Here is a 14,332-nt window from a genome sequence, read left to right as displayed (position 1 = left end):
CCGGCTGCCGCACCTTGCCCTCAAGGGGTTCGCGAGCCGTGCAGGGTACGGCCGGTGACCAGTTCCGGGTGGATGCGGATCACGACCTGGCCCGAGTGCCCCGTACGCTCCGCCGGCCCGCCGCCCGGTTGCGCGATCACCCGGGCCGGACCGAGCACGGTGACGGACCATCCGCTGCCGTCCACCGCACTGACCTCGTCCGCCTCGAACGCGACCAGCGAGCCGTCCACGGCCCGCACCAGCGCCGCGCCCCCGTCGGCCCGCAGGGTCACCCCGTGCTCGTCCAGCCGGAACCGGGCCGGGAGCACGGCCGGCAGCGCGCCGACCGTGTAGACCACGCGTCCCACCGACGTGCTTTCCAGCAGGGCGAGGCACCGCTGCTCGCCCAGCCATGGGAGTTCGGGTTTCATGGGTTCGATCCTCGGTGGGCGAAGGGCGTACGGCCCGGGGCGGTTCCCTCGCCGGACGGGCGCCGGAAGCCTCACCCGCGACACTTGAGCGGGCCGAGGGTCAGCGGCGGGCAAAGCTCCCGGCCGGCGCGGGGCGGGAAGGACGTTCCTGGAGACCTCGTCCGGTGGCGGACCGGGCCTGGCCGGCGATCACGGCGGCCTGGACCCGCCGCTCCACACCCAACTTGGCGAGCAGCCGGGAGATGTGGTTCTTGACGGTCTTCTCGGCGAGGTGGAGCCGCTCACCGATCTGACGGTTCGTCAGCCCCTCGCCGACCAGGGCGAGAATCTCCTGCTCCCGGTCGGTCAGTGCGGGCAGCACCGGCTGCCGGGGAGCCGGGCTCTCGCCGCGCAGCCGGGCCATCAGCCGGGTGGCCGCGCCCGGGTCGAGCAGGGATTGGCCGGACGCCACGGTCCGTACGGCGGAGACCAGATCCGTGCCGCTGATCTGCTTGAGCACGTAACCGGCGGCCCCGGCCATGATCGCGTCCAGCAGGGCCTCCTCGTCGTCGAAGGAGGTGAGCATCAGACAGGCCAGGTCCGGCATGGTCGAACGCAGCTCCCGGCACACGCTGACGCCGTCACTGTCGGGCAGTCGGACGTCGAGCACCGCGACGTCCGGGCGCAGCGCGGGCACCCGGGCCAGCGCCTGCTCCGCCGTGGCGGCCTCCCCGACGACGGTGAGTCCGGGCTCGGCGTCCAGGAGGTCCTGCACGCCTCGGCGCACCACCTCGTGGTCGTCGAGCAGAAAGACCCGTACGGGCCTCTCGGCGCCAGTCCGCTCAGTGCCGTCCGACATGGCCCAACTCCGTTCCCTGCGTGCGCCCGCCCTGGTGGGGGCCACTGCATTGTCTCCGGCGCCGGATCCCGTCACCAGGGCCGGACGGCCCTACTCGACCCCGATCCGTCGCCTGGCGTGTCCGGCCTCCTCCCTCGGCGGTGCGCCACGGAGTTCGCCCCGGACATCGGGGGCGGGCCTGCTCGGCAGACCGGCCATCAGAGATCCTCCTCGGTTGAGCGCCAGGCTGACCGACCGCAGTCCGCGAACCGAGGGCCGAACGGCCCCCACCCGTCGAGTCCTTCGCCCCCGGCAGGAGGCCGGCGGGAGCGACACCCGGCCCGGTGCACCGGGGCGGTCTTCCTGGCGCGCAGCCTGGTCATGGGACAACTGCCTTGGGGCAATGGCCTGTTCGCCGCTGAGTAGCAGGGCCGACCGGCCCTTGACACCGGTCGGGACGGCGCCCGGCGGTCCAGCGGAGTCGACGGGTCGGCGGGATCGAGGCGGATCGACGGGGGATCGACGGGGGTGACTGTGATCAACTCGTGAGAATCCGGCGGACCGTCCGGGCGCCCGGCTGTCCTGCGACCCGCCAGCCTGGGTGGCCCCGGCAGGGCGGGGAACGGTCGTTCGGGTACCGACGCTGCCCGCGCAGGGTTCCGGCATCCGCTCGGTGATTCCGTCGGCCGGAGTTTCGACTACCGGGGACCGACCGGCGGTCGCATACTCTCACCTGACCGTCTGCCCGGCGGGAAGATCTTTCACAGCTACGGGAGTACGCGATGGTCACCCCAGCCCCGGTCGATCCCGGCCCCACGCTCTCGGCGCGGGCGCGTCTGCGCGCCTGGATGCTGGAGGGCCTGTCCGACATGGCCAAGCACCACCCGGGGCCGCACGCCCAGGCGCCCGCCGCCCACCAGGGGCAGCGGTGGTGGAAGGTCATGTGCCTGACCGGGCTGGACTACTTCTCGACGCTCGGGTACCAGCCGGGCATCGCCGCGCTGGCGGCCGGCGTGCTGTCCCCGGTGGCGACCATCGTCCTGGTGGCGGTCACCCTCCTCGGTGCACTTCCGGTGTACCGGCGGGTGGCGCAGGAGAGCCCGCACGGTGAGGGCTCGATCGCCATGCTGGAGCGGCTGCTGTCGTTCTGGAAGGGCAAGCTGTTCGTCCTGACGCTGCTCGGCTTCGCCGCGACCGACTTCCTGATCACCATCACGCTCTCGGCGGCCGACGCCACCGCCCACCTGGTGGAGAACCCGCACCTGACCGGCACCCTGCACGGCCACCAGGTGATCATCACGCTGTTCCTGGTCGCCCTGCTCGGCGCCGTGTTCCTCAAGGGCTTCACCGAGGCCATCGGACTGGCGGTGGTCCTCGTCGCGGTCTATCTGGCGCTGAACGTCGTCGTCGTGGTGGTGGGGCTGTGGCACGTTCTCGCCTCACCGCACGTGATCACGGACTGGTCGAGCGCGCTGACCGCCCAGCACGGCAACCCGGTGCTGATGATCGGGGTGGCCCTGGTGGTCTTCCCGAAGCTGGCCCTGGGCCTGTCCGGCTTCGAGACCGGTGTGGCGGTCATGCCGCACATCCAGGGTGACCCCGACGACACCGCGGAGCGCCCCGCCGGGCGGATCCGCGGTGCCCGGAAGCTGCTGACCACGGCTGCGGCGATCATGAGCGTCTTCCTGATCGCCACCAGCTTCATCACCACCCTGCTCATCCCGGCCCAGGAGTTCCAGAACGGCGGGAAGGCCAACGGGCGCGCCCTGGCCTACCTGGCCCACCAGTATCTCGGCGGGGCGTTCGGCAGCGTCTACGACCTCTCCACCATCCTCATCCTCTGGTTCGCCGGGGCCTCGGCCATGGCCGGCCTGCTCAACCTGATGCCCCGCTACCTCCCGCGCTACGGCATGGCACCGCACTGGGCCCGCGCGGTGCGCCCGATGGTGCTGGTCCTCACCGCCGTGGCCTTCCTGGTGACCTGGCTCTTCGACGCCAACGTGGACGCCCAGGGCGGCGCCTACGCCACCGGTGTCCTGGTGCTCATCAGCTCGGCGGCGATCGCCGTGACCATCGCCGCCAGACGGGCCGGGCAGCGCCGCTGGACCGCGGCCTTCGCGGCGATCTCGGTGGTCTTCCTCTACACGACGGCGGTGAACGTCGCCGAGCGCCCCGACGGCGTGAAGATCGGTGCCTGCTTCATCGCCGGGATCATCCTGGTCTCGCTGATGTCCCGGCTCGCCCGCGCCTTCGAGCTCCGGGTCACCGCCGTGGACTTCGACGAGACGGCCGAGCGCTTCGTACGGGACTGCTCGCACCGGACGATCCGGCTGATCGCCAACGAGCCCAACAACCGCGACCTGGCGGAGTACCGCGACAAGCTCCGGCAGATCCTCGCGGACAACGACATCCCGGCCGACGACGACCTGGTCTTCGTGGAGGTCACCGTCAGGGACCCGTCCGACTTCGAGGCCGAGCTGCAGGTGCGCGGAGAGGTGCTGCACGGCCGCTACCGCGTGCTCGCCCTGGAGAGCTCCAGCGTCCCGAACGCGCTGGCGGCCCTGCTGCTGCACATCCGGGACCTGACCGGCCAGCGGCCGCACATCTACTTCGAGTGGACCGAGGGAAACCCGTTCGCCCAGTTCCTGCGGTTCTTCCTGTTCGGCCAGGGCGAGGTGGCACCCGTCACCCGTGAGGTGCTCCGCGAGGCCGAATCGGACCGCGACCGCCGCCCCCGCGTCCACGTCGGCTGATCCGCCGCCGGCCCGCCCGGGTCCCGCTCGGGGCGGCCGGCCGACGTGGCCGGTCAGCCCGCGCGATGGATCGCCAGCAGGGCCGCGTCGTCGTCGAGCCCGGAGCCGGCGTAGGCGTGCACGTCCGCGATGAGGTGGTCCAGCAGGGCCCCGGGATCCCGTTCCGGCAGCTGGGCCAGCCGCTCGGCCACCGGATAGAACCGGCCGGCCCGGTCGCGGGCCTCGGAGATGCCGTCGGTGTGGATCAGCAGCAGGTCGCCGCCGCCGAAGGGCACACTCCGGGCCCGGTAGCATCCGCCGGTCAGGCCCAGCAGGGCCAGCGGCGGGGCGTCGGCGGGCGGCCGCACCTCGCTGACCCCGGCGGCCGTCCGGAGCAGCGGCGGCGGGTGGCCGCAGTTGACCACCAGGGCGGGCCCCGGTCCCTGCGGTACGTCGAGCAGCACGGCCGTGACGAAGTCCTCGGTGCCCAGGTCCCGTGTCAGGGCCGAGTCCAGCCGGGCCGCGACCCGGGTCAGGTCGGGCTCGGCCCTGGCCGCCTCGCGGAACACCCCGAGGACGTCGGAGGCCGTCTCCACGGCGGTCAGCCCCTTGCCCCGGACGTCGCCCAGCAGCACCCGGATCCCCTGCGCGGTACGGACCACCTCGTACAGGTCGCCACCGATCCGCGCCTCGGCGGCCGCCGCGAGATACCGCACGGCGATCTCCAGCGAGCCCACCCGGGCCGGTACGGGACGCAGCAGCGCCCGCTGGGCGGTCTCGGAGACGGTGCGGACCTGGACCAGCTCCCGTTCGCGCGCGGCGACCAGGGCGACGTTCGCACTGCTGATCAGCGCGACGGCGAGAACCGCACCGGCGGCCGTGGCATGGATGACCGGGGACACCAGCGGATTGACGAAGATCAGGACCAGCACCACCATGGCGCTGAGCACCCCGGCCAGCAGCGGCACCAGGGCCCGCCGGGTGCCCACCCCGGCCAGGACCGGGACGGCCGTCAGCACGGGGGAGAAGGTGGACTTCGGTCCGGTCACGAGGTCTATCGCGACGGTCGCGGCCGTCAGCAGGGACCCGCCCAGCACCATCCAGCGGAAGCTCGCGGGCAGGAGCGACGCGGCGTGCGGACGCCGGCCGCCGGAGCCCCCGGAGTCGTCGGACACCGCGGCTGCCCTTCTCCTGAACGGCCCCACCTGCCGGAACCGTTGCCTTCCTCCTACTGTTCACCACCTGCCGCCGCTCTGCGACAGGGCGCACGAGGCCCGCAGCGGCCCGGCGGACGGGCCCGGCCGCACCGGGCCCGCCGGGGACCCGTCAGTGCGTTCCGGCCGGCGCGGCTGCCCGGCAGCCCCTCGTCCGCCGCGCTAGACGGCCGCGAGGCCGGCTGCGGCACCGGAGCCCGTCGGCCAGCGCTCCAGTGTGCGCCCGCTGCGGAAGCTGCGCCGCTCCCCGGTCAGCGGGTCGGTGAACTCCAGCTTCCTGGCCAGCAGTTGCAGCGGATCGCGGAAGTCGTCCAGGGCGGTGCCGGGCAGGACCTCGGGGTAGAGCGGGTCCGCCAGGATCGGAACGCCCAGGCTGCACATGTGGAGCCGCAGCTGGTGGGTCCGGCCGGTCACCGGGGTGAGGCGGTAGCGGCCCAACGCGCCCCGGGTCTCGGCCAGTTCGATCCGGCTCTCGCTGTTGGGCGGACCCGGCACCTCCTGAGCGGCCAGGACGCCGTGCTCCTTGACGATCCGGCTGCTCACCGTGCGCGGCAGGTCGAGTGCCGGATCGTACGGGGCGAGGGCCTCGTACTCCTTGCGGACCAGGCGGTCCTGGAACAGCCCCTGGTACGCGGCGCGGTGCTCGGGCCGGATGACGAACATCGCGAGCCCGGCGGTCAGCCGGTCGAGCCGGTGGGCGGGGCTGAGCGTGGGCAGGTCGAGTTCGCGGCGCAGCCGGGCGAGCGCGGTCTGGGTGATGTGCTGCCCGCGCGGCGCCATCGCCATGAAGTGTGGTTTGTCCGCGATCACAATATTCTCGTCGCGGTGCACCACCGTGATCGGGAAGGGCACCGTGGCTTCCTCGGGAAAATCGCGGTGGTACCAGAGGAACGCGCCCGGGACGTACGGCGCATCGAGTGCGAGCGGCCCGTCCGTTCCGACCACGGCACCCTCGCCGAGCAGGTCGTCGACGGCCGACGCGGGCACCGGCAGCCGGTCCACCAGGTGGTCGCGCACCGTCGTCCACGGCCCGTCCATGGGCAGGCGCAGCCGGACCGGGTCGATTCCCAGCCGCTGCGGCAGCGGTGCGGGCGGCACCTTGGTCTTGCGTCTCATCGCGGGTCAGCGTAGCGCCCGGCCGGGCCGGCAGGCGAACCCATTCCCATTGGCCGACTGATCGCATGCTTACCGATGAATGCAAATAATACTATTCCTGGAAATCTTGGAATCTATTGCACTGTTGATCCCGGCGGATATTTAATTGTCTCGCCCTGCTTCTCATGGAAGGAAACACGGTGTCCAAGTTCAGGAATTACTTCTCCGTTGCGCTCGCGACCACGGCGCTGGCCGTCGGCGGAGTGCTGGCGGGCAGCGCCCACGCCGCTGCCCCGTCCGCCACCACCGGCCACAGTGCGCGAGGCGCTGCGGGCGTCAGGAGCGATTCCCACTTCTATCCGCCGGCCACACTGCACAAGAACCACGCCTGGGTCTCGGGCAACGGCCGGGCGGTCCTGCGGGTCCAGGAGGACGGCAACTTCGTGCTCTACAAGGACAACCACGCGGCCTGGCAGGCTCCCGGCGCCTGGCCCAACGCCGACTACGCGGTGATGCAGGAGGACGGCAACTTCGTGCTCTACAACCACGCGGGCCAGCCGATCTGGGCAGCGGGCACCTGGCACAAGGGCGCCTACCTCGCCGTGCAGGACGACGGCAACGTGGTCGTCTACGACCGCAACAACCGTCCGGTCTGGGCCACCAACACCGGAGACTGAGACGCCGTCGCGGGCCTGAGGCGGTGATCCGGCGTCGGCCTTCGCCCCCTGGTGCTCAGGGGGCGAAGGCCGACGCGGCCGTGTCCGGGTCGGAGCGCTCAGATGTCGCGGAAGGTCTCGATCTTGGCGCCGATCGAGTTCAGCCGCTCGGCGAGGTCCTCGTAACCGCGGTTGATGACATACACGTTGCGCAGCACCGACGTGCCCTCGGCGGCCAGCATCGCGAGCAGGATCACCACCGCGGGGCGGAGCGCGGGCGGGCACATCATCTCGGCCGCCCGCCAGCGGGTCGGGCCCTGGACGAGCACCCGGTGCGGGTCGAGCAGCTTGACGTCGGCGCCGAGCCGGCCCAGCTCGGTGAGGTAGACGGCCCGGTTGTCGTAGACCCAGTCGTGGATCAGCGTGGTGCCGTGCGCGGCGGCGGCGATCACCGCGAAGAACGGGATGTTGTCGATGTTGATGCCAGGGAAGGGCATCGGGTGGATCTTGTCGATCGGCGCCGTGAGCTTGGAGGGGCGCACGGTCAGATCCACCAGCCGGGTGCGGCCGTTGAGCGCCGGGTACTCGGTGCTGTGGTCGTAGTCCAGGCCCATCTGCTCCAGCACGGCGAGTTCGATCTCCAGGAACTCGATCGGCACCCGGCGGATCGTCAGCTCGGAGGAGGTCACGACGGCCGCGGCCAGCAGGCTCATCGCCTCGACCGGGTCCTCGGCGGGCGCGTAGTCGACGTCACAGGTGATCTCGGACTTGCCGTGCACGGTGAGCGTGGTGGTGCCGATGCCCTCGATCCGCACGCCGAGCCGCTCCAGGAAGAAGCACAGGTCCTGGACCATGTAGTTCGGGCTGGCGTTGCGGATCACGCTCACCCCGTCGTGGCGGGCGGCGGCCAGCAGGGCGTTCTCGGTCACGGTGTCGCCGCGCTCGGTCAGCACGATCGGCCGGTCCGGCGAGACCTCGGGCGAGACGCTGGCGTGGTAGCTGCCGCCGGTGGTCGCCACGTCCAGGCCGAAGCGGCGCAGCGCACTCAGGTGCGGCTCGACCGTACGGGTACCGAGCTCGCAGCCGCCGGCGTACGGGATCTCGAAGTGCTCGGCGCGGTGCATCAGCGGGCCGAGGAACATCAGCACGCTGCGGGTCCGGCGGGCGGCCGCGACGTCCATCGCGGCGAGGTTCAGCTCGGCGGGCGGGGTGAGCTCCAGGTCGCGGCCGTCGTTCAGCCAGCGGACCTTGACGCCGATGCTGGTCAGAACGTCAAGGATGCGATACACCTCCTCGATCCTGGCGACCTGTCGGAGGGTGGTCCGACCGGTGGTCAGCAGGGAGGCGCAGAGCAGCGCGACGCAGGCGTTCTTGCTGGTGCGGACATCGATGGCGCCGGAGAGGCGGGTGCCGCCGGCCACCCGCAGGTGCATCGGGCCCGCATAGCCGAGCGAGACGATCTCGCTGTCCAGGGCCTCGCCGATGCGGGCGATCATCTCCAGGCTGATGTTCTGCTTGCCCTGCTCGATCCGGTTCACCGCACTCTGGCTGGTGCCCAGGGCCTCGCCGAGCTGGGCCTGCGTCAGGCCCCGGTGCTGGCGGGCGTCACGGATGAGCTTGCCGATACGCATGAGGTAGTCGTCGGTCACGGGCCAGACCATATCTCATATCTGAGATAGAGAAGGATTCGTGCTGGTCAAGCGCCGACCCCGGGGCCGCCCCGCCGGGCTTCCCGCAGGCCCTACGCTGGCCCCATGGCGACCACCCTTCCCGAGCCCGCTCCTGCCACCGTCGGCGCGGCCGAACTGCTCCAGGACCTGTACGGCGGCTACGCCGCGCTCCGCGCGACCGCACCCGTACAGCGGATCACCGGCCCCGACGGGCTGCCGTTCTGGCTGGTCACCAGGTACCAGGACGTCAGAGAGCTGCTCACCGACCCGAGGCTCTCGCTCGACAGGCGCAACGCCGTCCCCGGCAACTACCGCGGCCTCGCCCTCCCGCCGGCCCTCGACGCCAACCTGCTCAACATGGACCCGCCCGACCACACCCGGATCCGCCGGCTGGTCTCCCAGGCGTTCACCCCCCGGCGCATCGAGCAGCTGCGCGCCCCCATCCAGCGGACCGCCGACGAGCTGCTCGACCGGATCGAACCCCTCGGCCGCGCCGACCTCGTCGCCGACTACGCCGGCCCCTTCCCGATCGCCGTCATCTGCGACCTGCTCGGCGTCGCCGCCGAGGACCGGCGGGACTTCCGCGCCTGGACCGACGCCATCATCACCCCGGACCCGGCACAGCCCCAGCAGGCCAAGGCGGCCGTCGCGGGCATGCTGGAGTTCTTCGCCCGGCTCATCGCGCGCAAGCGCGCCGAACCCGGCGACGACCTGCTGGCCGCGATGATCACCGCCCGGGACGAGGGCGACCGCCTCAGCGAGGACGAACTCACCTCGCTCGCCTTCCTGATCCTCTTCGCGGGCTACGAGAACACTGTCCAGCTCATCGGCAACAGCGTCCTCGCCCTGCTCGACCACCCCGAACAGCTCGCCGAACTGCGCTGCGACCCCGCACTGCTGCCCGCCGCCGTCGAGGAGCTCACCCGCTACGACACCCCCGCGCCGCTCGCGATCCGCCGCTTCCCGCTGGAGGACGTCACCGTCGGCGAGGTCACCATCCCCGCCGGGGAGACCGTCCTGCTGGCCCTCGGCTCCGCCAACCGCGACCCCGGCCACTACGACCGGCCCGACCGCCTGGACCTGCACCGCCAGGACAGCGCCCACCTGTCCCTCGGCCACGGGATCCACTACTGCATCGGCGCGCCGCTCGCCCGGATGGAGACCGGCATCGCCCTCGCCGCCCTGCTGCGCCGCTTCCCCGGCCTGGCCCTGGACGTCCCGCGCGACTCCCTGCGTTGGCGCCCCTCGATCCGGGCCCGGGGGCTGCTCGCGCTCCCGGTGCGGTTCTAGAGGGGCGGCTCCTCGACACGCCCGCTCGGCGGCGGGGCGCCCAACCGGTCCGGGGCGCTGAGATGATGGCCGGATGGGCGAGCAGGGGATCGGTGCCCGGGAGCGTCTGCCGGTCGTACTGATGGTCCTGACCGTGGTCAGCGGCTTTCTCGACGCGGTCAGCTTCCTGGGGCTGGGCAGGGTCTTCACGGCCAACATGACCGGCAACGTGGTCGTGGTCGGCTTCGCCGCAGCGGGCGCCCCCGGCTTCTCGGCCGTTGCCTCACTGACCTCGCTGGCGGGCTTCCTCGTCGGGGCCGTGGTGGCCGGGCGGTTCGCGGTGGCGATGAAGTCGCGCCCCGCACACCGCTGGTTCGGCGGCGCGCTGGTGGCGGAGGCGGCCCTGACCGGCCTGGCCGCCGCCGTCGCCTCCCTCGTCCAGGGCACGGCGGGCCGCTTGGCGGTGATCGCGGTACTCGCGCTGGCCATGGGCATCCGCAACGCCTCCGTCCGCCGGGCGGGGGTCGCCGACCTGACCACCACCGTGCTGACCATGACCCTGACCGGCCTGGCCGCCGACTCGCCGCTGGCCGGCGGCGCCGGTCCGCGCGCCGGGCGCCGCGCCGGTGCGGCGGTCGCGATGGCGGCCGGAGCCTTCGTCGGCGCCTGGTTCCAACTGCACCACGGGGTGGTCCGCTCCCTGGCGCTCTGCGCCATCGGGGTCGCGCTGGTCGCCGCCGTCCTCCTCGCCCACGCCGAACTCGCCGCCCGCCGGTCCGCCCGCTAGGGCCGGGCGGGAGCGCCGTACTCTCCGGACGCTCCAGGGTGCGCGGGGAGCAGCGCGGGCGCGGCTCCCGCCAGGGTTGTCGTCGCTCCGGTCGTTGTCGTGAGGGGCCATCGCAGCTCCAGGAAGGGGTGGGAGCGCCGCACGGTGGCCATTACATGACAATCACACAGAGGTGCGTGGGGGGTGGTGACCGAGCATGGCAGGCGGCCGCCGTGCGGCGCGCGGGGACGGGCCGTCGGGGATCACTGCGGCCAAACCTACGCCGCGCCGGGCGCGGAGGCGATGGACTCGATTCGGGGATCGTGGTGGTTTCCTCCGCCCCCGCTGCGGTACTCGCCCGGTGAGACCCCGGTCTCGCGGCGGAAGAACCGGCAGAAGTACGCAGGATCGGCGAATCCGGCCTCTCTGGAGATCTGCCGTACCGTCAGATCGGTCCGCAGCAGCAGTCGTTGTGCCTCCAGGGTCTGGCTCCGCCGGATCAGGGCGCCCGGGGTGACACCGAGAGCCGCCTTCACCACCTCGCTCAGATAGCCCGCCGACACCCCCAACTCCCGTGCGTAGGAGCGGACCGAGCGCTCGGTCCGGCCCGGCAGCGCGATCAGCCGGGTGAACTCGGCCACCAGCTCGCCCGGTCGGCCGGGGAGCCGCTCCTCGACGGCCGGGACGCCGTCCGCACCGCCCATCGCCCGCAGCGCCCACACCGACAGCACGTGCAGCTGCGAACGCAGCACCCCGACGTACCCGGCCTCGGCCTCCCGGTACTCCCGGGCCATCTCCCCGACCAGCCCGCCGAACCGCCGCGCCGCCCGGTCGTCCAGGCTCAGCCACGGGCGGCTGCTCACCTCGCGCAGCGCCCCGCCGTCCTCGGGGTGCGCGAGCAGGAACTCCTCGTTGAACAGCATCACCCAGCCGCTGACGTCGCCCGCGTCCTCCCAGTGGTGCACCTGGCCGGGGGCGATCACGCACAGGTGCGGCGGCCGCAGCGGGCGGCTGGCCAGATCCACCACATGGCAGCCGGACCCGCCGGTGACGTAGGCGATCTCGTAGAAGGAGTGCCGATGCGGAAAGGCCGCCCGCGACATCGGCCCGATCGAGTCGAAGGACCCGATCGCGAACGGCAGCACGTGCGGGAGCGGGACCTCCAGCACGTGCAGCGGGACCGCGAGGTCCCGCACCCCGCTCTCGCCCGCCCCGCTGCTCCAGGCTTCCTGCGTCCGCTGCCCCACCGAATGCCCCATCGCAGCAGTCTGCGGGCCACCGCCGAAGGGCGTCCACCCCGCCCGAAGGGGGGTGTCCCTCAGGATTCGGCGTCGTCCCGCCCGGCGTGGTGCAGCCGGTGCTCCCAGAAGGCGTGGCCGGCCAGGGCGCCCGCGAAGACCGTGAAGCCGACCCCGACCAGCCAGGACTGCACCACCAGCACCGTCCCGATCACGCCGTAGGAGAGTGCGTTGGAGATGATCAGCGGGCGGAAGACCAGCTGTGAGAAGAGCCGCAGTCCGACCAGGGCCAGCACGGTGGCCAGCGAACCGGGGAAGAGCGCCCGCCACGGCACCCGGCCGCCCAGCAGCAGCCACTGGGTCCACCAGAAGAACAGCACCCCGCCGCCGAGCGCGGTCAGCAGCCTGATCGCGGGCTGGGCCGGGCTGGCCTGCCAGGGCACCCCGGCCCAGGAGGCGACGAGCAGGAAGCCCACCAGCCCGGCCAGTCCGATCGTCTGCCGCCAGACGGTGTGCCAGGCCGCCGGGACGAGCCGCCAGACCCGTTCGTAACCGGTCTGGACGGCCGCCATGAACGAGATGCCGAAGACGCTGGCGACCGCGAGGCTGAGCGCCGTGGTGGCGCTGAGCGCCTGGGTCGGTGAGGCGAACAGGTCCTGGACCTCCTGCGCGGAACGGCCGGAGAGGCCCAGGCCGTCCACCACCCAGCCGGCGAAGCCGGCGCCGTGCACGGGGGACGCGGCGGCGACCACGATCAGCAGCGGGACCAGGGTGACGAAGCCGAGGGCCGCGAAGCCCATGGCCCGGTGCATCAGCTCCAGCTCGCGCCCGTGGCGCCAGATCCGGTGGACCGCGATCCGGACCCGTCCGTGCTCGGGCAGCGGTCCGGTGAGTGCGCTCGCCCCCGTCCGTCGGCTGCCCTGCGGGCCGGCTCCCGGCCCGGTCGGGCCCCCGGGTGCTCCGGACATGGTCACCGATCACCTCCGCTCCCAGACTCTCATCCGGCACCCGCGCCCGCCCCGACACGACCCGCCGACCGCCGGGGCCCCGGGCGGTCAGCCCTCGGCACGCGACGCCGCCCCCATCTGGCGACCGGTCTTAACTCACTCAGCTCCATCCGCGTCACCGTAGGCCCGCCGTCCACGGTGCGTCACCACAGGTCGATACTGTGACGGCCGGTCAACTCGCCGATCCGGTGCAGGACTTCGGAGGCGGCGAGCGGATCGAGCCGGCGGCCGTCCCGCAGGCGCAGGGCGACCTGCCCGGCGGCGGCCTCACGGGAGCCGATGACGGCCTGGTAGGGGACGAGCCGCGCGGTGCGGATCCTGGCGCCCAGGGTGCCCTGTTCGGGATCGGCCAGCTCGGCGCGCAGCCCCCGGTCCAGGCAGCGCTCCACGAAGGCGGCGGCCACCGGGACCTCCGCCGCCGAGATAGGCACCGCGACCAGCTGGACCGGGGCGAGCCAGGCCGGGAAGGCGCCGCCGTGCAGCTCGATCAGGTGGGCGACGGCCCGCTCGACGCTGCCGATGATCGCCCGGTGGACCATCACCGGACGGTGCCGTGAGCCGTCCGGGCCGATGTAGCCCAGGTCGAACTGCTCCGGCTGGTGGAAGTCGACCTGGATGGTGGACAGGGTCGCCTCCCGGCCGGCCCCGTCCGCGATCTGCACGTCGATCTTCGGGCCGTAGAAGGCGGCTTCGCCCGCCACCGCCTCGTACTCCAGCCCGGAGCCGTCCAGCACCTCGATCAGCAGCGCGGCCGAGCGCTCCCACAGCTCGGGCGCGGCGACGTACTTCCCGCCCTCGCCCGGCAGTGAGAGCCGGATCCGCGACGGGGTGATCCCCAGTGCCCGGTACGCCTGCCGGATCAGGTCCAGCGCCGCCCGTGCCTCGTCGGCGACCTGGTCGAGGGTGCAGAAGACGTGCGCGTCGTTCAGCTGGATCGCCCGCACCCGGGTCAGCCCGCCCAGTACCCCGGACAGCTCGGATCGGTACATCCCGCCCAACTCGGCCATTCTCAACGGAAGTTCGCGGTAGCTGTGGGAGCGGGAGCGGAAGATCAGCGCATGGTGCGGACACAGGCTGGGCCGCAGCACCACCTGCTCGCCGCCCAGGTCCATCGGCGGGAACATGTCGTCGCTGTAGTGCGCCCAGTGGCCCGAGATCTCGTACAGCTCGCGTTTGCCGAGCACGGGCGAGTACACGTGGCGGTAGCCCGCCCGGCGCTCCACCTCGCGGATGTACTCCTCCAGGCTGTGCCGGACGGCCGCGCCCGAGGGCAGCCAGTACGGCAGGCCGGAGCCGATCAGCGGGTCGGTGTCGAAGAGGTCGAGCTCGCGGCCGAGCCTGCGGTGGTCGTGCATGGCGGTCTCCCTTGGTCGGGTGGGGCGGGCGACCGGGGGACCCACACGACGAAGCCCCGGGGCACTCGCCCCGGGGCTTCGCGAAAGAACACGGTTCAGCGCG

12 protein-coding genes are annotated in these 14,332 nt (G+C 72.5%); 4 read left to right on the top strand and 8 right to left on the bottom strand.

Translation table 11 applies throughout. The annotated features are described in order from the left end of the window. Positions 1-20 precede the first annotated feature (20 nt). Entirely contained in the window at positions 21-410 is a 390-nt protein-coding gene (locus tag UK12_RS04080; protein ID WP_045299580.1) for a pyridoxamine 5'-phosphate oxidase family protein, read from the bottom strand. 100 nt (positions 411-510) lie between these two features. Continuing rightward, positions 511-1,248, bottom strand: a complete 738-nt coding sequence (locus UK12_RS04075) for a response regulator (protein WP_045299579.1) — start codon at positions 1,246-1,248, stop codon at positions 511-513. Between the two features lie 761 nt (positions 1,249-2,009). Here UK12_RS04075 and UK12_RS04070 point away from each other — a divergent pair. Further along, positions 2,010-3,980, top strand: a complete 1,971-nt coding sequence (locus UK12_RS04070; protein WP_045299577.1) for an APC family permease — start codon at positions 2,010-2,012, stop codon at positions 3,978-3,980. A 53-nt stretch (positions 3,981-4,033) separates the two neighbouring features. Here UK12_RS04070 and UK12_RS04065 read toward each other — a convergent pair whose 3' ends face one another. After that, the gene (locus UK12_RS04065; protein WP_197084541.1) at positions 4,034-5,134 is read right to left on the bottom strand and encodes a PP2C family protein-serine/threonine phosphatase; all 1,101 of its coding nucleotides are present in this window, start codon (positions 5,132-5,134) and stop codon (positions 4,034-4,036) included. 201 nt (positions 5,135-5,335) lie between these two features. After that, positions 5,336-6,289, bottom strand: a complete 954-nt coding sequence (locus tag UK12_RS04060) for a pseudouridine synthase (RefSeq protein ID WP_045299575.1) — start codon at positions 6,287-6,289, stop codon at positions 5,336-5,338. A 179-nt stretch (positions 6,290-6,468) separates the two neighbouring features. Here UK12_RS04060 and UK12_RS04055 point away from each other — a divergent pair, with 179 nt between their 5' ends. After that, positions 6,469-6,945, top strand: a complete 477-nt coding sequence (locus UK12_RS04055; protein WP_197084540.1) for a hypothetical protein — start codon at positions 6,469-6,471, stop codon at positions 6,943-6,945. Between the two features lie 98 nt (positions 6,946-7,043). On the opposite strand, the gene UK12_RS04050 is transcribed toward UK12_RS04055, so the two are convergent. After that, a complete protein-coding gene (locus UK12_RS04050) occupies positions 7,044-8,573 on the bottom strand; it encodes a helix-turn-helix domain-containing protein (protein ID WP_045299718.1) in 1,530 nt (509 codons plus the stop codon). Positions 8,574-8,678: 105 nt separating this feature from the next. Here UK12_RS04050 and UK12_RS04045 point away from each other — a divergent pair, with 105 nt between their 5' ends. Further along, on the top strand, positions 8,679-9,884 hold the full coding sequence (locus UK12_RS04045; RefSeq protein ID WP_045299570.1) for a cytochrome P450 family protein: 1,206 nt from the start codon (positions 8,679-8,681) through the stop codon (positions 9,882-9,884). Between the two features lie 73 nt (positions 9,885-9,957). Beyond that, positions 9,958-10,650 (top strand): YoaK family protein, encoded by a 693-nt coding sequence (locus UK12_RS04040; RefSeq protein ID WP_045299568.1) that lies wholly within the window; start codon positions 9,958-9,960, stop codon positions 10,648-10,650. Between the two features lie 257 nt (positions 10,651-10,907). On the opposite strand, the gene UK12_RS04035 is transcribed toward UK12_RS04040, so the two are convergent. The 3 genes from UK12_RS04035 to thrS form a co-directional block, all read right to left on the bottom strand. Then, on the bottom strand, positions 10,908-11,888 hold the full coding sequence (locus tag UK12_RS04035; RefSeq protein WP_231591031.1) for a helix-turn-helix transcriptional regulator: 981 nt from the start codon (positions 11,886-11,888) through the stop codon (positions 10,908-10,910). Between the two features lie 59 nt (positions 11,889-11,947). Next, a complete protein-coding gene (locus UK12_RS04030; RefSeq protein ID WP_156178520.1) occupies positions 11,948-12,835 on the bottom strand; it encodes a YhjD/YihY/BrkB family envelope integrity protein in 888 nt (295 codons plus the stop codon). 182 nt (positions 12,836-13,017) lie between these two features. Continuing rightward, positions 13,018-14,274, bottom strand: coding sequence for a threonine--tRNA ligase (gene thrS, locus UK12_RS04025; protein ID WP_269431988.1), 1,257 nt, complete (start codon positions 14,272-14,274; stop codon positions 13,018-13,020). Between the last annotated feature and the right edge of the window lie 58 nt (positions 14,275-14,332).

Source organism: Saccharothrix sp. ST-888, from assembly GCF_000955975.1.
Classification (GTDB): domain Bacteria; phylum Actinomycetota; class Actinomycetes; order Streptomycetales; family Streptomycetaceae; genus Kitasatospora.
Note: the sequence above shows the minus strand (reverse complement) of the source record. Positions and strands in the feature narration are given on the sequence as shown.